This is a genomic window from Streptomyces sp. NPDC001770, assembly GCF_053596135.1.
The window spans coordinates 135,271-153,878 of the sequence record NZ_JBSFFN010000007.1 but is presented as its reverse complement, the minus strand read 5'-3'; the positions used below and the strand labels follow the sequence as shown (position 1 = coordinate 153,878).

At 71.7% G+C, this 18,608-nt stretch carries 17 protein-coding genes; 7 read left to right on the top strand and 10 right to left on the bottom strand.

Translation table 11 applies throughout. The annotated features are described in order from the left end of the window. The first annotated feature begins 1 nt into the window (after position 1). The gene (locus ACWCSV_RS09300; protein ID WP_327178558.1) at positions 2-451 is read left to right on the top strand and encodes an adenylyltransferase/cytidyltransferase family protein; all 450 of its coding nucleotides are present in this window, start codon (positions 2-4) and stop codon (positions 449-451) included. Here the strand turns inward: ACWCSV_RS09300 and ACWCSV_RS09295 are convergent. From ACWCSV_RS09295 to ACWCSV_RS09265, 7 genes are all read right to left on the bottom strand, one after another. Next, positions 420-1,166: a CDP-alcohol phosphatidyltransferase family protein gene (locus ACWCSV_RS09295; RefSeq protein WP_451140111.1), complete on the bottom strand. Its 747-nt coding sequence runs from the start codon at positions 1,164-1,166 to the stop codon at positions 420-422. The two genes, ACWCSV_RS09300 and ACWCSV_RS09295, sit on opposite strands and share 32 nt — an antisense overlap. A 127-nt stretch (positions 1,167-1,293) precedes the next feature. Then, positions 1,294-1,647, bottom strand: coding sequence for a monovalent cation/H(+) antiporter subunit G (gene mnhG / locus ACWCSV_RS09290; RefSeq protein ID WP_450773118.1), 354 nt, complete (start codon positions 1,645-1,647; stop codon positions 1,294-1,296). Next, positions 1,644-1,979, bottom strand: coding sequence for a monovalent cation/H+ antiporter complex subunit F (locus ACWCSV_RS09285; protein ID WP_451140109.1), 336 nt, complete (start codon positions 1,977-1,979; stop codon positions 1,644-1,646). The genes mnhG and ACWCSV_RS09285 overlap by 4 nt, the downstream gene beginning before the upstream one ends. Next, positions 1,976-2,593 carry a Na+/H+ antiporter subunit E gene (locus ACWCSV_RS09280; protein WP_451140107.1) on the bottom strand — a complete coding sequence of 206 codons (618 nt, stop codon included), beginning with the start codon at positions 2,591-2,593 and terminating at the stop codon, positions 1,976-1,978. The genes ACWCSV_RS09285 and ACWCSV_RS09280 overlap by 4 nt, the downstream gene beginning before the upstream one ends. Continuing rightward, the gene (locus tag ACWCSV_RS09275; RefSeq protein WP_451140105.1) at positions 2,590-4,245 is read right to left on the bottom strand and encodes a Na+/H+ antiporter subunit D; all 1,656 of its coding nucleotides are present in this window, start codon (positions 4,243-4,245) and stop codon (positions 2,590-2,592) included. Before ACWCSV_RS09275 ends, ACWCSV_RS09280 begins: the two co-directional genes overlap by 4 nt. Beyond that, positions 4,242-4,883, bottom strand: coding sequence for a Na(+)/H(+) antiporter subunit C (locus tag ACWCSV_RS09270; RefSeq protein WP_451140103.1), 642 nt, complete (start codon positions 4,881-4,883; stop codon positions 4,242-4,244). The genes ACWCSV_RS09275 and ACWCSV_RS09270 overlap by 4 nt, the downstream gene beginning before the upstream one ends. Continuing rightward, positions 4,880-7,852: a Na+/H+ antiporter subunit A gene (locus ACWCSV_RS09265; protein ID WP_451140101.1), complete on the bottom strand. Its 2,973-nt coding sequence runs from the start codon at positions 7,850-7,852 to the stop codon at positions 4,880-4,882. The genes ACWCSV_RS09270 and ACWCSV_RS09265 overlap by 4 nt, the downstream gene beginning before the upstream one ends. A 322-nt stretch (positions 7,853-8,174) precedes the next feature. Here ACWCSV_RS09265 and ACWCSV_RS09260 point away from each other — a divergent pair, with 322 nt between their 5' ends. The 6 genes from ACWCSV_RS09260 (at position 8,175) to ACWCSV_RS09235 (ending at position 14,496) form a co-directional block, all read left to right on the top strand. Beyond that, positions 8,175-11,072, top strand: a complete 2,898-nt coding sequence (locus ACWCSV_RS09260; protein ID WP_451140099.1) for a nitrate- and nitrite sensing domain-containing protein — start codon at positions 8,175-8,177, stop codon at positions 11,070-11,072. After that, positions 11,069-11,506, top strand: a complete 438-nt coding sequence (locus tag ACWCSV_RS09255; protein WP_266710071.1) for a roadblock/LC7 domain-containing protein — start codon at positions 11,069-11,071, stop codon at positions 11,504-11,506. Before ACWCSV_RS09260 ends, ACWCSV_RS09255 begins: the two co-directional genes overlap by 4 nt. Then, positions 11,503-11,919 (top strand): DUF742 domain-containing protein, encoded by a 417-nt coding sequence (locus ACWCSV_RS09250; protein WP_451140097.1) that lies wholly within the window; start codon positions 11,503-11,505, stop codon positions 11,917-11,919. Before ACWCSV_RS09255 ends, ACWCSV_RS09250 begins: the two co-directional genes overlap by 4 nt. Before the next feature lie 5 nt (positions 11,920-11,924). Continuing rightward, complete coding sequence (locus ACWCSV_RS09245; RefSeq protein ID WP_390957929.1) at positions 11,925-12,494, top strand: GTP-binding protein; 570 nt, start codon at positions 11,925-11,927, stop codon at positions 12,492-12,494. 64 nt (positions 12,495-12,558) lie between these two features. Next, positions 12,559-13,692 (top strand): FAD-dependent monooxygenase, encoded by a 1,134-nt coding sequence (locus ACWCSV_RS09240; RefSeq protein WP_451140095.1) that lies wholly within the window; start codon positions 12,559-12,561, stop codon positions 13,690-13,692. A gap of 354 nt (positions 13,693-14,046) precedes the next feature. Then, a complete protein-coding gene (locus ACWCSV_RS09235; protein WP_451140093.1) occupies positions 14,047-14,496 on the top strand; it encodes an ATP-binding protein in 450 nt (149 codons plus the stop codon). Here the strand turns inward: ACWCSV_RS09235 and ACWCSV_RS09230 are convergent. The 3 genes from ACWCSV_RS09230 to ACWCSV_RS09220 all read right to left on the bottom strand — a co-directional run bounded on the left by ACWCSV_RS09230 (position 14,447) and on the right by ACWCSV_RS09220 (position 18,547). Then, a complete protein-coding gene (locus ACWCSV_RS09230) occupies positions 14,447-15,919 on the bottom strand; it encodes an APC family permease (protein ID WP_451140091.1) in 1,473 nt (490 codons plus the stop codon). The two genes, ACWCSV_RS09235 and ACWCSV_RS09230, sit on opposite strands and share 50 nt — an antisense overlap. A 258-nt stretch (positions 15,920-16,177) precedes the next feature. After that, positions 16,178-17,188 (bottom strand): ornithine carbamoyltransferase, encoded by a 1,011-nt coding sequence (gene argF / locus ACWCSV_RS09225; RefSeq protein ID WP_451140089.1) that lies wholly within the window; start codon positions 17,186-17,188, stop codon positions 16,178-16,180. A 126-nt stretch (positions 17,189-17,314) separates the two neighbouring features. Next, complete coding sequence (locus ACWCSV_RS09220) at positions 17,315-18,547, bottom strand: arginine deiminase (protein WP_451013277.1); 1,233 nt, start codon at positions 18,545-18,547, stop codon at positions 17,315-17,317. Between the last annotated feature and the right edge of the window lie 61 nt (positions 18,548-18,608).

The window sequence follows — 18,608 nt, the reverse complement described above, 5'->3', positions numbered from 1 at the left end:
GATGGTGCAGCACAGGGTGGGGTACGCGCCGGGCGTGTACGACCTGTTCCACGTGGGTCACCTCAACATCCTTCGTCATGCCCGCAGTCAGTGCGACTACCTGGTCGCCGGGGTCGTCTCCGACGAGATGGCCGAGCTGGCCAAGGGCCACCGGCCGGTGATCCCGCTGCCGGAGCGGCTGGAGATCGTCCGCAGCATCCGCCACGTGGACGCCGCGTTCGTGGAGACCGTGCCGGAGAAGATCGACACCTGGCAGCAGGTCCGCTTCGACGTGATCTTCAAGGGCGACGACTGGCGGGGTACGGAGAAGGGGAAGAAGCTCGAACGCGACTTCGCCGAAGTCGGCGTGGAGGTCGTCTACTTCCCGTACACCGTGCACACGTCCAGCACCCAGTTGCGCAAGGCGCTGGACGTGCTCGTCACGCGGCCCGGAGCGCTCTCAGCTCCCTGAACCACTTGGCCAGGAAGGCCACCAGGAAGAGTGCGTGCACGACGGCGAGCACCGCGTACCCCGCCAGGAAGGCCGCGGGCTCGCCGAGCAGCAGGAAGACCAGGCAGAAGACCCCGTAGTCGGCGGGGAGCAGCGCCACGGCGCGGACCGGGGAGACCGGTCCGGCGGGGGCGGCGGCCCCGGCGCCCGCGCGCTGCGCCGCCTTGCCCAGCTGCTCGCGCAGGAGTCCGGCGCAGAAGGTCAGGACGGCGGTGAAGAGGAATCCCAGCGGCAGCAACAGCCATGCCTCGCCGCGCTGTTCGCCGACGCTGTAGGCGTCGGAGCGGTAGAGGGAGATCAGTACGGCCGTGTGGACCAGGATCATCTTGGCGCAGTCCACCACGTGGTCGAGCCACTCCCCGTCCGGGCCGCCGCGTCCGGTGAGCCGGGCGAGCTGGCCGTCGGCGGAGTCGAAGGCGAAACCCACCACCAGTCCGGCCCAGACGAGCACCCCGAGCGCCCACGAGGGCCCGGCGAGCGCGAGGGCCGCGAGGGCGGCGAAGGTGAACGCGGCGCTCACCAGCGTGACTTGGTTGGGCGTGAGCCCCACCCGGAAGGCCGCCGCCGCGAGCACCCGGCCGGCGGGCCTGTTCACGTACCTCGAATAGAGCGAGACGCCCTTGGCCGTCTTCTGTGCCCCGCGCAACTCGCGCAGCACCGTACCCGTGCTTCCCATACGCCCCCCAGCGTCCGGCAGTCGACCCGCATCATGACACGCTTCTGTTTCCGGGCATACCGCGCCGAAGGGCATGGACGTCCGCGAGGCCACGGCACGGGCACTCCGCCGCCGGGCAGGTCAAGGGTCAGCGCTCCTCGGTGAGTTGCGTGTCCAGGTCGTCGAAGAGCAGGTCGTCGTGGTCGATCTGGCCGGTCCGGTACGCGGACCGGGCCACCAGGTGCGCGGCCACCGGGCCGGTCATCATCTGGAAGAAGAGGATCAGGGCGAGGGTCGCGAGGTCCATCCCGCTGCGCAGGCGCATCGCCACCCCGATGAGCACCAGCAGGATGCCGAGGGTCTGCGGCTTGGTCGCCGCGTGGCTGCGGGAGAGGACGTCGGGCAGCCGGAGCATGCCGAAGGTGCCGAGCAGGCAGGTCGCCGCGCCGAGCAGGATGGCGACGGCGCCGGCGGTGTCGACGACGGTGAGCCAGGTGGTCACGGTCCCATCTCCTTCGTGCCGGTGGGGCGGCCCGGCGGTCGGCGCGGACGCGGGCGGTCGCGTACCGCGATGAAGCGGGCGATGCCGACGGACCCGGTGAAGCCGAGGAACGCCAGCACCAGCATGATCGGGAAGTAGAAGGTGTCGCGGACCAGGGCCGCGCGGGCGCCGAGCCCGGCGATGATCAGGGCCGCGCACACGTCGAGCGAGAGCGCTCGGTCGAGCATCGAGGGGCCGCGCCAGATGCGCGCGAGCAGCAGCAGCCCGGCGACGACGATCATCGCCACCGCCACGTACAGCAGCCAGCGGTCGGTGTTCTCGGTCGTGGTCATGCGGGGGCGCTCCCGGTCGTCGGGTGGGAAGGCGGCGGCTCCGCGACCCGGGCGATCTCGTCCCGGGTCCCGAAGGCCCGTACGGCCAGGGCCTCCATCCGCCACACCGAGCGGCGGGCGGCGTCGAGTTCGGCGGGCCGGTCGGCGTCGAGCACGTGCAGGAAGACGGTGGCGGTGGAGCGGCGCACCTCGACGATGGCACCGCCCGGCACGTTGGAGACGGCGACGGCGGTGGCGGCGAGCATCAGGTCGCTCCGGCAGCGCAGCGGTACCGCGATGACGGCGGCCCGGTGCGGCCTGCCGGCGAGGATCTGCCCGGCCACCCTCACCCCGGAGGTGACCATGTCGTAGAGCAGGTAGCCGGCGAGCACCAGGATGCCCCAGGGGTGCAGTCGCAGCCCGAGGTCGACCCGGGGCAGCGGGAAGGCCAGGCAGACGGCCACCGCGACGATCACCCCGATGAGGACGTTGGCCCAGGTCAGGGTGGACCAGAGCATCACCCAGATCAGGGTGAGCCAGCCGATGAGCGGCAGGTCGAGCACGCGGCGCCCGCTCCTGCCCAGGGTGAGGCTGAGCGGTGGCGTCCCGGGCACGTGCGGGAGTCGGCGGCTCACCGGCCGAGCACCTCCTCGATGTAGGGGGTGCGCCGCAGGAGTTCGGCGGCGGCCCGGTCGGTGTAGGTGGTCAGCGGTCCGGCGAAGACGGTGAAGGAGAGGCTGATCGCGACTCCGGCGGCGGTGGCCGCGACCATGGTGCGGGGCAGCCGGGTCGTGGTGGTGATGGCGCGCCCGTGCAGGGTGGCGGCGAACGCGCGTCCGGCCGGTCCGGGCCGTTGGCTCACCGGCTCGTCGCCCGTGCCGGGCATGCGGTCCGGCCCCACGTCCGTGTCGTCGTCGTCCTCGTCGGAGTCGGCCTCCAGGACGGTGCCGTCGAGCGCCTGTCCGGGCGGGGCGTCGCGCCAGAACGCCAGGTTCCAGACCTTGGCCATCACGTACAGCGTGAGCAGGCTGGTCGCCGTGGAGCCGGCCACCAGGAGCCAGGCCCAGACGCTGCCGTCGGCCACACCGGCCCGCATCAGGCCGAGCTTGCCGATGAATCCGGAGAACGGCGGGATGCCCGCCATGTTGAGGGCGGGGACGAGGTAGAGCACGGCGAGCAGCGGGGCGGCCCGGGCGAGGCCGCCGGTCCGGGTGAGTTCGGTGGTGCCGCCCCGGCGTTCCATCAGCCCGGCGACGAGGAAGAGCGTGGTCTGCACGGTGATGTGGTGGGTGACGTAGACGATCGCGCCGCCGTAGGACTGGCGGGTGGCGAGGCCGATACCGAAGATCATGTAGCCGATGTGGCTGATCAGGGTGAAGGAGAACAGCCGCTTGAGGTCGGTCTGGGCGACGGCGCCGAGGATGCCGACGATCATCGAGGCGAGGGCGAGGGCCATCAGCAGGTCGCCGACCCGGTTGCCGGGGAAGAGCAGCGTCTCGGTGCGCAGCATGCTGTAGACGCCGACCTTGGTGAGCAGCCCGGCGAAGACGGCGGTGACGGGCGCGGGCGCGGTGGGGTACGAGTCGGGGAGCCAGGCGCCGAGCGGGAAGACGGCGGCCTTGATGGCGAAGACCGTCAGCAGCATCGCCTGGATCAGCGTCTGTACGCCGAGCGGGAGTTCGGGGAGCCGTTGGGCGAGCTGGGCGAAGTTGGCGGTGCCGGTCGCCGCGTAGGTCATGGCGATGGCGGTGAGGAAGAGCATCGAGGAGAAGAGCGAGATGATCACGTAGGTGGATCCGGCGCGCACCCGGGGCCCGGTGCCGCCGAGGGTGAGCAGCACGAAGCTCGCGACGAGCATGATCTCGAAGCCGACGTAGAGGTTGACGAGGTCTCCGGCGAGGAAGGTGCAGGAGACCCCGGCGACCAGGATGAGGTAGGCGGGGTGGAAGACGGCGACGGGGGTCTCCTCGTCCCGGTCGGCCATGCCCTGCCCGAGGGAGTAGACGAGCACGCAGAGGGTGACGGCCGAGGAGACGGTCAGCATCAGGGCGGAGAGCCGGTCGGCGACCAGGGTGATGCCGAGCGGCGGGGCGAAGTCCCCGAGGTGGACGGAGAGCGGCCCTTCCGACTGGGTGGCGGCCATGAGTCCGGCGGAGAGCCCGAGGACGAGCGTGAGCACGGCGACGCTGATGAAGCGCTGGAAGCGCTTGAGCCGGGTGCCGAAGGCGAGGCTGAGTCCGGTGGCGCAGAGCGGCAGCAGCACCGGCAGCGGGACGAGGGCGTTCATCCGGCGTCTCCTGGGTGGTCGTCTCCCGGGCGGGGGCGGTGGGGGGGCTCGTCCGGAGAAGGGCCGGCACCGGCTGCTTCCGCGTAGTCCTCCGGGTCGGCGCCGAGCACGTCGTGCCAGAGGTCACCGGTCGCGTCCCGGCCCCGGGCCTGGAGGGCACGGTCGGCGCGCAGCCGGTGGCGCAGGCGGCGGCGTTCCTCCAGGTAGCGGGTGCGCTCCTCGCTGGTGGGGGTGTCCCCGGTCCGGTACTCCTCGATGAGCTGGGCGCGTTCGCCGCGTACTTCGGCGCGGAGCGCGATGCGCCGGTCCTCCAGGTCGTCGTGGACCTCGTCGGTGCCGGTCAGCTGGTGGCTGCGGTAGGCCATGGCGAGCAGGAACGCGGTGGTGGCGAGGGTGATGACGATCGCGGTGAGGGCGATGGCCTGCGGCAGCGGGTCGGTGACCTCGCGCAGCGGTACGCCGTAGAGCAGGGGCGCCGCGCCGGCCGAGCCGGTGCCGGAGAGCACGAGGAGGTTGATGCCGTTGCCAATAACCACCGCGCCCAGCAGGATGCGGGTCAGCGGCCGGGTGAGCATGAGGATGCCGCCGACCGCGCAGAGCACGACGGCGGTGGCGAGCAGGGAGGCGCTGACGGTCACCGGGCGCCGCCCCCCGCCTCGGCCGGGCCCTGGTGCCGCAGCGCGGCGGCCCGTTCGATCTGCCGGTCGATCTTCGCGCCGAGGGCGCGGACGATGTCGAGGACGACGCCGAGGACCAGCAGGTAGACCCCGCAGTCGAAGAGCACCGAGGTGCCGAGGTGGTAGTCCCCGAGGACCGGCAGGTGGCCGTGGTAGGTCCAGGCGTGCAGCACCGTGCCGTCGAAGAGCCCGAGCAGGGCGACACCGGTGGAGAGGAACAGGCCCATGCCCGTGACGAGTCCGGGGGGCAGCGGCGCCGCCTCCGCGAGCTCGAACCGGCCGCCCGCGAGGTAGCGGGTGATGAGGGCGACGGAGCCGACCAGTCCGGCGACGAACCCGCCGCCCGGCATGTTCTCCGCGCAGAAGAGGAGGTAGACGGAGAGGACCAGGACGGGGTGGAACAGCAGCCGGGCCACCACTTCGAAGACCAGTGAGCGGTGTTCGGGGGCGAGGGTGGAGGTGGCGGCGAGCCAGTCGCGCTCGGGGGCGCCCTCGTCGCCCTGCGGGAGCCCCGCGAGTCCCTCGCCGTCGCGGGAGAGCGACCAGGCGGTGCCGGGTGCCGGGGTGGCGGTGAGCGAGGGGACGCCGGCGGGTGGCGGGGCGGCGGAGGGGGTACGGCCTGGGGGCTCCTCGCCGGAGGCGGGTGGCTGCTCGCTCCTGCGGTGCAGGTAGATCAGGCTGGTGACGCCGACCGCGGCGGCGGCGAGCACCGCCGACTCACCCATGGTGTCCCAGGCACGCAGGTCGACCAGGATGGTGGCGACGACGTCCTTGAGGCCGTGGCTCGCGGCCTCCGCCACCATGGCCGCGCCGGCCGGTTCGGCGGTGCGTGCGGCGGCGGAGACCCAGACGGCGACCCCGAACGTGGCCGCCGCCGCGAGGGCGACGGGGATGCGTACGGCCCGCCGCCAGGAGCTGACGGTCTCCTGGAAGTGCACCGGCATCCGCCGCAGCACCAGCACGAACACGATCATCGAGACGGTCTCGACGCAGAACTGGGTCAGAGCCAGGTCCGGGGCGCCCTGGACGACGAAGAGCAGCGCGGTGCCGTAGCCGGTGAGTCCGGCGAGCACCACGGCCTTCATGCGGCGGCTCACGGTGAGGCAGAGCAGGGCCGCGGCGCTGGTGAGGACCGCCAGGGCGCCCTGGAGCGGGGAGTCCCAGAGCCGGGGGGCGGAGGCGCCGTCCCAGGGGCGGTCGGTGACGAGGACCGCGAGCTGTCCGGCGATCAGGACGAGCAGGGTGGTGGCGAGGTAGACGGAGAGCGAACCGCGTTGCACCAGGCCGGTGATCTGGAGGGCGAGGCGTTCCAGGCCGAGCAGGAGGTGGCCGAAGACGCTGTCGGCGGTGGGCCAGGCGATGCGCCGGGAGAGCGTACGGACGGGGGCGCGGGCGGCGAAGAGCAGGGCGCCGCCCGCCCAGGCGACGGCGGAGAGCAGCAGTGCGGTGGTGAAGCCGTGCCAGAGCGCGAGGTGGTAGGGGTACGCGGTGGCGGGCAACTCGTCGGCGTACGAGGCGAACAGGTGGTCCGTCCAGCCGATCCCGGGCCCGAGCACCAGCCCGGTGACGGCGAGCACGGCGGGCGGGGCGAGGAAGGCGGCGGAGACCCGGTGGACGGGGGTGTCGGCGGTGCCCGGCTTGCGGAGGAAGGCGCCCCAGACGAACCGGAGTGCGTACGCGGTGGTGAGCGCGGAGCCCGCCACGGTGGCGGCCAGGGTCCAGAGGTCGGCGGTGTCCCCGTGCAGGAGTGCCTCGAACGCGGCCTCCTTGGCGGCGAATCCGAGCATCGGGGGCAGCGCGGCCATGGACGCGGCGGAGAGCACGCCGACCGCGCAGACGAGTGGCAGGGAGCGGCCGACGCCGGAGAGCCGGCGCAGGTCGCGGGTGCCGGTCGCGTGGTCGACGATCCCGATGACGAGGAAGAGCGGGGCCTTGAACACGGCGTGCGCCAGGATCATCGCGGCGGCGGCGAGCGCGGCGTCCCGGCTGCCGTCCCCGGCCAGCAGGGTGAGGAAGCCGAGTTGGCTCACCGTGCCGTAGGCGAGGACGAGTTTGAGGTCGTGCAGGCGCAGCGCGCGCCAGCCGCCGAGCAGCATGGTGGCGGCGCCGAGCACGAGGACGACCGGGCGCCACAGCGGTACGTCGGCGAAGGCGGGGGCGAGCCGGGCCACGAGGTAGACGCCGGCCTTCACCATCGCGGCGGCGTGCAGGTAGGCGCTGACCGGGGAGGGGGCGGCCATGGCGTTGGGCAGCCAGAGGGAGAACGGCCAGATCGCGGACTTGGACAGCGCGCCCGCCAGGACCAGCGCGACGGCGACCTGGACGGCGACGGTGGCGGTGGGCGGGTCGGCGACGATGCCGGAGATCCGGTAGGTGCCCGCCGCCCTGCCGATGATCAGGAACCCGACCAGCATGGCGAGGCCGCCGAAGGTGGTGACGGTGAGGGCCTGGAGCGCCGATCTGCGGTTCTGCTTCTTCTCGCTGGTGTGCCCGATCAGCAGGTAGGAGAAGACGGTGGTCAGCTCCCAGAACACGTAGAGCGTGATCAGGTCGTCGGCGAGGACGAGCGCGAGCATGGCGCCGGCGAAGGCCAGCAGGTTCCCCGCGAACCGGGCCAGTTGGGGGGTGTCGTCGGCGAAGTACGAGGCGCAGTAGAGGAGCACGAGGGTGCCGACCCCGGCGGCGAGCAGCACCATCAGCTCGGCGAGGGCGTCGAGCCGCAGGTCGACGGAGACGTCGTAGGCGGGGATCCACTCCCAGGACCAGGTGTCGGCCCGTCCGTCGGCGGCGCTCGTCCACAACGTGAAGGCCCAGACCGTGGTGGCGGCCGGGGGGAGCGCGAGCACGACGAACGCACGGCTGCCCAGCCGGTGCACCAGGGGACCGGCGCAGGCCGCCAGGGCGAAGTGGCAGAGGACGAGCGCGATCACAGCGGGGTGTCCGGAGAATGAGGCACTGAGTATGGATATATCCCCCGGCGGCGTTCACCCGACCGGCACGCCGCACGAGGTGCGGCGGCAGCCCATGTCCACCCGGGCGGTCCCCGGGCGCCCCTCCGCGCGAGCCCTACGCGTGTGAGGGATATGTGGGACCGGTGTTGTTCATGTGAGCCCACTTTCTCTTCATTTTTTCACTGTGCCTAGTATCTATGTGTCGAAGTTCTCAACGGAATTGACTGGTCGTGAGACCGTCACCCACGTCAAGGAGAATGCCCTGCGCACGCGCGCGTCTCGGCGCACCGACTCGACCCCCATGTCGCTGCGGACAGCCCTGCTCATCCTGGCCATCGTCCCCGGCATCGCCCTCGCGGCCCTCTGGGCGGTCACCAGTGGTCAGATCCTGCTCGACTTCCAGCGGCAGGCAGCTCAGGGGCAGTTGGCCCAGAAGGCCGGCCAGCCGTCCAACATCGTGTACTACAACCTGCAGGAGGAACGGCGGCTCAGCGCAGAGGCGCTGGCCGATCCCGATGCTTCGAAGGAGGCGCTCCAGCGGCAGCGCAAGCTCACCGACAAGGCGATCGAGACCTTCCAGTCCGTCTCGGACATCTCCGCCGACAGCGCCCCCGCCAAGGTGCGCGAGGCCGTCGGCAAGGCCCGAGAGTCCATCAACCAGCTCCCCGCGCAACGGACGTTGGTGGACCAGGGCGACGACGAGCAGCAGGCGGTCGTCTACGGCTACTACACCGACCTCATCGCGGTCGACCTCCAGCTCTTCGCTGCCCTCAGCCAGGTGGACGACGGCGAGGTGACCACGGCGTCCGCGCCGCTGGTCGACCTCTTCTGGGTCAAGGAGATGGTCTCCCGCTCGGACGCACTGCTGGCCCGCGGCTGGTCCGACGGCAAGCTCAGCACCGCCGACCTCACGGAGCTGCGCAAGGAGATCACCGGCCAGTCCTTCCAGTACTCCACCAAGGTGCTCCCCAACCTCCCCGCCGACGAGCGGGCGATGTGGAACAAGATCGCCGGTGGCGAGGCCTGGAAGACGAAGACGAAGCTGGAGTCGCAGATCCTCGCGCCCCGCGACGCCGACTCCAAGGGGTTCGTCCGGATCGCCGCCTCGGAGAAGTCCTGGCGTTCGACGATGGACGAGGTCACCCCCCAACTGGTGAGCCTGCTCGAACACCGCACCTCGCTGGTGGTCTCGATCGGCAAGAACACCATCGTGTCGCTGCTGGTCAAGATGGTGGTCACCACGGTGGTCGGCCTGCTGGCCGTGATCGCGGTCGTCCTGACCACCTGGCGGCTCACGCGTAACCTGCGCCGCCGCATCAAGGGTCTCCAGGACCGCGCGGAAGAGCTGGAACGCACCCTGCCGGACGTCGTCGAACGGCTCGGCAAGGGCGAGAAGATCGATGTCGAGGCCGAGGCCCGCGCCATCGAGTCGGACCGCAAGGGCAAGGCCGGCGACGAGATCACCCAGCTCGGCGACGCGCTCAACCTCGCCCGCACCAGCGCGCTCGCCGCCGCCGTCAAACAGGCCGACCAGCACCGCGGGTTCGAGCGCCTCCTCCAGCGCATCGCCCGCCGCACCCAGCAGCTCATCGGCCAGCAGCTCAAGAAGCTGGACGAGCTGGAGCGCAAGCACGAGGACCCCGAGGTGCTCGACGGCCTCTTCGACCTCGACCACCTCACCGCGCGTCTGCGCCGGTACGAGGAGAACCTGGTCATCCTGGCGGGCGGCGCCCCGCACCGGCGCTGGCGCAAGCCCGTTCCGCTGCTGGACGTCATGCGCTCCGCCCAGGGCGAGGTGCAGGACTACCAGCGGGTGGTGCTCGACCTCGACGGAACGCCCTGGCTCTCCGAGCGCGCCGTCGGTCCGGTCTCGCACGTACTGGCCGAACTGATCGAGAACGCGCTGGCGTTCTCCCGGCCGCCGAGCCCGGTGGAGGTGCGCGCCGCCAAGGTGAGCCGAGGCCTGGCCATCGAGGTCGAGGACCGCGGACTCGGCATGGAGGAGCACCAACTGGCGGAAGCCAACGAGCTGATGAGCCGGCCGCCCCGGATGGACGTGCTCGCCCACTCCGAGGACATCCGGCTCGGCCTCCACGTGATCTCCCGCCTCGCCCACCAGCACGACCTGCGGGTGGAGTTCCGTTCGTCGGCGTTCGGCGGCACCCGGGTCGTCGTCCTCGTCCCCGACGAGCTCACCGTCGCCCATCCGACCGGGCGCCCGGTCGCCGCCGTGTCCGCGGCCCCGGCCCCCGCGCCGGAGCCCGTACGCGAGGAGGCCCCCGCCTCCACCGGAGCGCTGCCGTCCCGCGTCCAGGGCCGGGCCATGGCCGGGGTCACCGCCCTGGTCGACCACGCCGCCGCCCGCTCCCAGCGGTCCGCGCCCCCCGTCGTGTCCGAGGCCCGGCCCCCCGCCGCCCCGGACACGGACCGGCCGGTCCAGTCGGGTACGTACACCGTCCCGGAACCCCCGTACTCGGCCCCCGGGGATCCGTACGGACAGGAGTCCTACGCCGACAGCTCCTACGCCCCCGCGCAGGAGTCGTACGGCACCCCCGAGGGCTCCTACGGTTCCGGAGGCCGGCCGCCCTACGGTCCGGGCGACCAGGCCTACGGGCCCTCGGCCCCCTACGCGCCCGGCGACCAGGGGTACCCCGCCCAGGAGCAGCCCTACATGACGGCGGCCGGACAGTACCCGGTGCCGGGGCACGGCTTCGGGGACCAGGACGCGGGGGCCGGGCAGTTCCCCGAGCCCGGGCCCGCCTACCAGGAGCAGTACCAGGAGCCGTACCAGGAGCAGCCGTCGTACCCGGGCGGTTACCCGGACACGGACGCGGACACCTCGCCCTACGGGAACCACGCGCACGGCGGCGACCGGCAGCCCGAGGTCCTGGGCCATCCGGCGCTCCCGCCCGGCGGGGACGCCCCGGCACCCGGTTCGGAGCCCCCGCTCCCCCGTCGGGTCCGTCAGGCCAGCCTGGTCGACGAGTTGCGGGTAGACCCCGCGGCCGGCCGTCAGGCCGCCGCGCCCAGGACCCCGAGCTGGGACGAGAACCCCCTGCTCAGGCCGGCTCCCCGGCGTGCCGGTGCGGCGATCGGAGCGTTCCAGCGGCGGTCGCGCGAGGCGCGCTCGGCCGACGGGACGTCCGCGCAGACTCCCCCTCCCCCTTCGCCCCTCAACCCGAGAGAAGAACGGTCATGACACGCACAACGGCCACGCTCCAGGATCTCGACTGGTTGCTCGACGGCTTGGTGGACTCGGTGGCCGAGACCGTCAACGCCGTGCTGCTGTCCGACGACGGACTGGTCGTGAGCCACTCCCGGACCATCGACCGGTCCGACGCCGAGCGGCTCGCCGCGATCTGCACCGGGCAGCAGAGCCTCGCCCGTGGCGTTGGCCAGCTGTTCCGGGGCGGCACGGTGCACCAGGTCATCGTGGAGCTGGCCGACCTCTGGCTCTTCATCATCACCGCCGGCCAGGGCACCCACCTCGCCGTCGTCGCCTCGCAGGAGGTGGACGCCGAGGTGATGTCGCTGGCCATGCACAACCTGGTCCAGCAGGTCGGCCAGAAGCTCACCGCACCCGTGCGCGGCGAGTTCGACGCCTTCGGCACCGGGGACGGGCAGCGGGTGTGACGCCCTACTGGGACGACGACGAGACCGACGCGTATGAGGACGACGGTGCGGGCACCATGGTGCGCCCGTACACGATCACCCGGGGCCGGACCGCTCCCGAGCGGGACGACTTCACCCTCATCACCGTGCTGACGACCGCGCGCGAGCCGCGGGACGAGCACGGTGCACCGTTGCGGCCGGTCCGGCTCCAGCCGGAACACCGCATGATCCTCGACCGCTGCGTGCACCCCGCCGCGGTCGCCGAGGTGTCCGCCGATCTCGACCTGCCGATCTCGGTGACCAAGATCCTGCTGGCGGATCTGGTCTCCCAGGGCCTGCTGCTGGCCCGCGCCCCGCTCTCGGTGGCACGGGCCTCCGGCGGGGCCGACATGGGCCTGCTGGCCGCCGTACGTGACGGACTCCGGAGACTCTGAGCAAGATGACAACGCCTCAAACGGCGCCCAGCGCCGTCAAGATACTCATCGCCGGTGGCTTCGGCGTCGGAAAGACCACCCTGGTGGGCGCGGTCAGCGAGGTCGCCCCGCTGCGCACCGAGGAGTTCCTGACCAAGGCCAGCATCGGCGTGGACGACCTGGCCGGTGTCGGCCAGAAGAGCACCACGACGGTCGCGCTGGACTTCGGCCGCATCACGGTCAGCCCCGAGCTGGTGGTCTACCTGTTCGGGACGCCGGGCCAGGAACGCTTCTGGTTCATGTGGAACGACCTGGTCAACGGGGCCCTGGGCGGTGTCGTCATCGCCGACACCCGCCGGCTGGACACCAGCTTCGCCTCGATCGACTTCTTCGAGAGCCGGGACATCCCGTTCGTGGTGGCGATCAACTGCTTCCACGGGCACAACACCCGCAGCCCCGGGGAGATCCGCGCGGCGCTCGACCTGGACCCGCACGTCCCCCTCCTCGTCGGGGACGTGCGCGAGCGGTCCTTCGGCCGCGACGTGCTGCTGGCCCTGGTCGACCATCTGATGGCCCTGCCGGCGGCGGTCGGCTGACCGCGTGCCGGCCGCGCCCTCCCCCCGTTCCACACCCCTCGACCTCCTCGGAAAGAGAACAGACATGGCAACACCCCTGCGCGTGCTGATCCACGGTGGCGGGATCGGCGGCCTCACCCTGGCCACCGCGCTCGCCCGGAGCGGTCACACCGTTCAGGTCGCCGAAGTGCGCGACGGCGTCGAGGCTCTCGGCGTCGGCATCATCCAGCCGTCCAACGCCCTGCACGTCATGCGGGAGATCGGGACCCTGGAAGCCTGCCTCGAAGCGGGCTTCGAGTGGGAGATCCTCACCATCTGCGACCCGGCCGGCGCCCCGCTGGCGAAGATCCCGCAGCCGCGCATGGACGACGCCCCGTCGAACAACGGCATACCCCGGCCCGAGCTGGCGCGGATCCTCGCCGAGGCCGCGGCGGCCGCGGGCGCGTCCGTCTCCTACCGCACGACGATCACCGAGCTGTCCGACGACGGCGCCGGGGTCGACGTGACCCTGTCGGACGGTTCGTCCGCCCGCTGGGACCTGGTCGTCGGCTTCGACGGCATCGGCTCCCCGCTGCGGACCCGGCTGTACGGCGACGCGTACACCCCCGAGTACACGGGCTTCGCCAACTGGCGCGTCACCGTGCCGCGGCTGCCGGAGGTCCAGGGCGTCGTGATGAGCGCGGGCAACGAGGACGCCAAGGCGCTGCTCACCCCGATCACCGACGAGCTGATGTACCTGGGCGCGGTCTTCGGCGAGGAGCCGGACTTCCGGCCGGACCCGGAGCGGGCGCACGAGGAGCTCGTGGAGCGGCTCACCGCGTTCGGCGGGCCAGTGGCCGAGGCGGTGAAGCACGTCACCGACCCGGCGGCCGTGGTGTACTCCCGGATCTCCCAGGTGACCGTCGAGGAGCCCTGGCACGTCGGCCGGATCGTCCTCGCCGGCGACGCCGCGCACGCCAGCGCGCCGCAGCTGGCGCAGGGCGCGGCGATGGCCGTGGAGGACGCCCTCGTCCTGGCGCGGTCGCTGGACGCCGAGGCCGACGTCCCGGCGGCGCTCGCCGCGTGGGAGGCCCGGCGCCGGCCCCGCGCGATGTTCGTGCAGAGCCTGTCGCGGGCGGTTCTCAAGCAGGAGACCGGCAACCCGACGACGCCCGAGGAGGACGAGCTGCTGAAGATCGGCATCCCGGGCGCCGCCCACGTGCTGGTCAAGCCCTACTGATCCACCCCGCAACACCCGGCACCCCGACGGGGCCCGGCCGTCCGCACGGACGGCCGGGCCCCGTCCCGCGTCCGGGGCGTGGGCCGCGCACGTGCGACCACACAGGGTGTACGGGCACCACCCGGTGCCGCGTAGAGTGACTGTCCTCACAGCCACGGGTCGGGCGGTTCGTGAGAGTGTGGCCCGAAAGTCCTTTTCATACCGGTCGGGTGGCCCCTGTACATGGACGTCCCGATCCGTAGGTTGGAACACGGAAGCCATCCGCACATGGACGGCCGCGCGCACCGCGCGACGGCCCCGCTGTCACCGGAAGGCTTCCGCGCAAGGAATCCCGCGACCCGAACGGAAGACGTCTTGCCGCCCGTCGATCCCGCACCCGCCTCCTGGCGCATCGAGCTGCCGCACACGACCGCGGCCGTGCCGATCGCCCGCGCCCTTGTCCGCAGCGCGCTCAACGACATCGACGCACCCCCGGACAGTGACACCGCCGAGCTGCTCACCGCCGAGCTGGTCACCAACGCCGTCGAGCACACCGACAGCGACGAGCCCATCGAGCTCGTGGTGGAGCTGCTGCCGACCGGCTGCCAGGTGGAGGTCCACGACCGCGACCCCGAACCGCCGGGCGGGCTGGCCGCCGCGGGCCCGGACACCATGCCGGATCCCTGGCAGGAGCACGGGCGCGGTCTGCTGCTCATCCGTACCCTCAGCTCCGCCTGCGGTCACCGCACCACGGAGCACGGCAAGGCGGTCTGGTTCACGCTGCCGGTGGTGCCTGCCCAGCCGGGTCCGGCTCCGCTGAGCTGACCAGGCGCGAGCGGCTCCGGCTGTAGAAGGAGTACAGCAGGGAGCCCGCGACCAGGAAGCCCGCGAACTCGGCCCAGGCCTCCCAGCCCGTCCCGTACATCAGGTACAGGCAGAACGCGACGCCCAGGACCGGGCTGACCGGGTAGAGCGGCACCCGGAAGGAGCGCTTCAGTCCGGGGTTGCGGCGGCGCAGCTGGATGACGGCGAGGTTGACGACGGCCATCGCTCCCAGGGTGCCGATGGTGGTCAGGTTCACCACCGCGTCGAGCGAGGAGAAGGCGGCCGGGACCGCGAAGACGGCGGCGACGATCCAGGTGTTCGCGACCGGGGTGTGGGTCTTCGGCGAGACCCGTTCGAAGATCCTCGGCACCAGTCCGTCCCGGGCCATCGACATGAGGATGCGGGTCTGGCCGTACATCACGGCCAGCACCACCGAGGCGATGGCGACGACCGCGCCGAACGCGACGATGCCGCCGCCCACGGTGGAGTCGGTGACCTGGTTGACCACGGCCGAGAGCGCGGCGGGTGTGTCGGCGACCTTCTCCGGGCCGAGCGCCCCGATGGCGGCGACGGCGACGGCACAGTAGAGCAGTGTGACCAGGCCGAGGCAGATCATGATCGCGACGGGGATGTTCCGCCGGGGGTTCTTGACCTCTTCACCGGCGGTGGTGATCGCGTCGAAGCCGATGTACGAGAAGAAGGCCAGCGAGGCCCCGGACGTGATCCCGGAGATGCCGCTGCCCGCGAACGGCGACAGGTTGTCGTGCTGGTACGCGGTGAAGGCGATGGCGCAGAACGCGATCAGGATGGAGATCTTGAGGACCACCATCGCGGCGGTCGCGCCCGCACTCTCCCGGACGCCGCGCACGAGGAGCGCGGCGGCCATGGCGATCACCAGGACGGCCGGCAGGTTGACGACACCTCCGTCGGCGGGGCCGCCGGAGAGCGCCTCGGGCAGCTGCACCCCGAAGAGGCTGTGCAGCAGTTCGTTGACGTACTGGCTCCAGCCCACCGCGACCGCGGAGACCGAGACGCCGTACTCCAGCAGCAGGCAGCCGCCGACGAGGAACGCGGTGCGCTCGCCGAAGGTGGCGTAGGCGAAGGAGTAGGAGCTGCCGGAGACGGGGATCGCACCGCCCAGCTCGGCGAAGGAGAACGCCGTGAAGATGCAGGTGATCGCCGCCAGCACGAACGAGATCACAACCGCGGGGCCGGCCTCCGAGACGCTGTCCGAGAGCCCGACGAAGATGCCGGTGCCGACGACCGCCCCGATGCCGAAGCAGACCAGCTGGAACAGGCCCATGGTGCGCTTGAGGCCGTGCCCCTCCAGGTCGGCACCGGACTCGGCGACCAGCTGTTCGGGGCTCTTGCGGCGCGGGCCGGAGCTGGGTGGGCCCGGCCGGATCGTGCGCTGCGCGCTCATGCGGCGTTTCTCTTCTCTGGTGGTGCGGTGGGGGGACCACGCACGGCGCACCGCGGGGGCGCGGCGCCGTGGGGGGCGCGGCGCGCAGTGGAGAGCGGTGCCGTGCATGGCAATGGGGCCCGAGCCTGCAAGCTCGGACCCCAACGAGACGGACCATGGTAGCCGCCGACGCGCATGTTCACCCAATTGGATGCATCACCATGCAGACCGGACGGGGTCGTGGAAGCCGTCCGCGTCCGTCGTGCCCGGTCGTTCCGCTCAGGCGCCCGCGAGCGTGGCGACGAGGATCGCCTTGATGGTGTGCATCCGGTTCTCCGCCTCGTCGAAGACCACCGAGTGGGCCGACTCGAAGACCTCGTCGGTGACCTCCAGCTCGGTCATCCCGTGCACGGCGTGAATCTCCCTGCCGACCGCGGTGCCGAGGTCGTGGAACGCGGGCAGGCAGTGCAGGAACTTCACGTCGGGGTTCCGGGTGGCGCGCAGCACGTCCATGGTCACGGTGTACGGGGCGAGGGCGGCGATGCGCTCGGCCCAGACCTCCTTGGGCTCACCCATGGAGACCCAGACGTCGGTGGCGATGAAGTCGCTGCCGGCCACGCCCTCCGCGATGTCCTCGGTGAGGGTGATCTTCGCGCCGCTGCCGGCGGCCAGCTCCCGGGCCCGCGCCACTATGTCCTCGTGCGGCCAGTACGCCTCGGGCGCCACGATCCGCACGTCCAGGCCGAGCAGCGCGCCGGTGATCAGGTAGGAGTTGCCCATGTTGAAGCGGGCGTCACCGAGGTAGGCGAAGGCGAAGCCGCCGTCGCGGATGTCCTTGGCGGTGTGCTCGACCATGGTGAGGACGTCGGCCAGCATCTGGGTGGGGTGCCACTCGTCGGTGAGGCCGTTGAAGACCGGGACGCCGGCGTAGGCGGCGAGCTCCTCGACCGCGTGCTGGCTGTCGCCCCGGAACTCGATGCCGTCGAACATCCGGCCGAGCACGCGGGCCGTGTCCCGTACGGACTCCTTGTGCCCCATCTGCGAACCGGACGGGTCCAGGTACGTGGTGGAGGCACCCTGGTCCGCGGCGGCGACCTCGAAGGCGCAGCGGGTGCGGGTGGACGTCTTCTCGAAGATCAGCGCGATGTTCTTGCCGCGCAGCCGCTGGACCTCGCTCCCCGACTTCTTGGCCGCCTTCAGCTCCGCGGCCAGCTCGACCAGCCCGAGGAACTCCTCGGCGGTGAAGTCGAGCTCCTTGAGGAAGTGACGGCCTGCGAGGTCTATGGCCATGGTTCTTGCTCCTGGGTCGGACGGGGATCTTCGGCGTACCGTAACTCTGGAAGTGTATACGAGGCAATGCATCGCTATACAGAGCTCTGCGGGGCCTGCCACCCGGCGGAAGTGGCCGGGCAGCCCTTACACCGGATCGCGTACGACGGGGCAGCTCATGCACCGGGGGCCGCCCCGGCCCCGGCCCAGCTCGCTGCCCGGGATCTCCAGCACCTCGATGCCCTGCTTGCGCAGATGGGTGTTGGTGGTGGCGTTGCGCTCGTAGGCGACGACCACCCCGGGCTCGATGGCCAGGACGTTGCAGCCGTCGTCCCACTGTTCGCGCTCGGCGGCGTGGACGTCCTGGGTGGCCGTGAGGACGCGGATCGCGTCCAGGCCTAGGGCCGCGGCGATGGCCCGGTGCATGTGCTCGGGCGGATGGTCGGTGACCTTCAGCTCACGGGGCCCGTCGCCGGGCTCGATGGTGTACGAGCGGAGCATGCCGAGACCGGCGTACTGGGTGAAGGTATCGCCGTCGACCATCGTCATCACGGTGTCCAGGTGCATGAACGCCCGTCGCTTCGGCATGTCCAGCGCCACGATCGTGTGCGCGGACCCGGCGTCGAAGAGTCCGCGCGCCAGCATCTCGACCGCCTGCGGGGTGGTGCGCTCGCTCATCCCGACGAGCACCGCGCCCCGGCCGATCACCAGCACGTCCCCGCCCTCGATGGTCGACGGGTAGTCGTGCTGGCCCTGCGACCAGTGGTGGAAGACGCCCGCGTCGGGGCCGGTGAAGAGCGGGTGGTGGCGGTAGATCGCCTCGAAGTGGACGGTCTCGCGCTGCCGGGCGGGCCAGCGCATCGCGTTGATGGAGACCCCGTCGTAGATCCAGGCGGAGGTGTCCCGGGTGAAGAGGTGGTTGGGCAGCGGGCCGAGCAGGAAGTCGTCCGGCTCCATGACGTGGAAGCGGACCGAGACCGGCTCGGCGTGCCGGTCCAGGAACTCCCGCTTGGTCATCCCGCCGACCAGCGCCTCGGCCAGTTCCGCCGGGGTCAGCTCCTCGAAGGCCGCGCGCAGGTGCTCGGTGGCCAGCGGGCCGTACTCCTTCTCGTCGAAGACCCGGTCCAGCACCAGCCGCCGGGCCACCGGGACGCCCAGGGCCTCCCGGAGCAGGTCGCCGAAGAGGTGGACCTCGACGCCCCGGTCGCGCAGCAGGTCGGCGAAGCCGTCGTGCTCCTGCCGGGCGCGGCGCACCCAGAGCACGTCGTCGAAGAGGAGCGCGTCCTTGTTGCTCGGGGTGAGCCGCTTCAGTTCCAGATCGGGGCGGTGCAGGATGACGCGGCGCAGCCGCCCGGCCTCGGAGTCGACATGGAATCCCATGTCCTCATCCTCACCGGGCGGCACCCCCTTCACCCCGCGAACCGCCTGCCGATCGCGGGGC

Bases quoted from the DNA above. Each gene is read 5' to 3' on its own strand.
- ACWCSV_RS09220 (WP_451013277.1), bottom strand. From the start codon at position 18,547: ATGGGATTCCATGTCGACTCCGAGGCCGGGCGGCTGCGCCGCGTCATC.
- ACWCSV_RS09300 (WP_327178558.1), top strand. From the start codon at position 2: ATGGTGCAGCACAGGGTGGGGTACGCGCCGGGCGTGTACGACCTGTTC.
- ACWCSV_RS09285 (WP_451140109.1), bottom strand. From the start codon at position 1,979: ATGACCACGACCGAGAACACCGACCGCTGGCTGCTGTACGTGGCGGTG.
- ACWCSV_RS09295 (WP_451140111.1), bottom strand. From the start codon at position 1,166: ATGGGAAGCACGGGTACGGTGCTGCGCGAGTTGCGCGGGGCACAGAAG.
- ACWCSV_RS09230 (WP_451140091.1), bottom strand. From the start codon at position 15,919: ATGAGCGCGCAGCGCACGATCCGGCCGGGCCCACCCAGCTCCGGCCCG.
- ACWCSV_RS09240 (WP_451140095.1), top strand. From the start codon at position 12,559: ATGGCAACACCCCTGCGCGTGCTGATCCACGGTGGCGGGATCGGCGGC.
- ACWCSV_RS09275 (WP_451140105.1), bottom strand. From the start codon at position 4,245: ATGAACGCCCTCGTCCCGCTGCCGGTGCTGCTGCCGCTCTGCGCCACC.
- ACWCSV_RS09255 (WP_266710071.1), top strand. From the start codon at position 11,069: ATGACACGCACAACGGCCACGCTCCAGGATCTCGACTGGTTGCTCGAC.
- ACWCSV_RS09245 (WP_390957929.1), top strand. From the start codon at position 11,925: ATGACAACGCCTCAAACGGCGCCCAGCGCCGTCAAGATACTCATCGCC.
- ACWCSV_RS09260 (WP_451140099.1), top strand. From the start codon at position 8,175: ATGTCGCTGCGGACAGCCCTGCTCATCCTGGCCATCGTCCCCGGCATC.
- argF (WP_451140089.1), bottom strand. From the start codon at position 17,188: ATGGCCATAGACCTCGCAGGCCGTCACTTCCTCAAGGAGCTCGACTTC.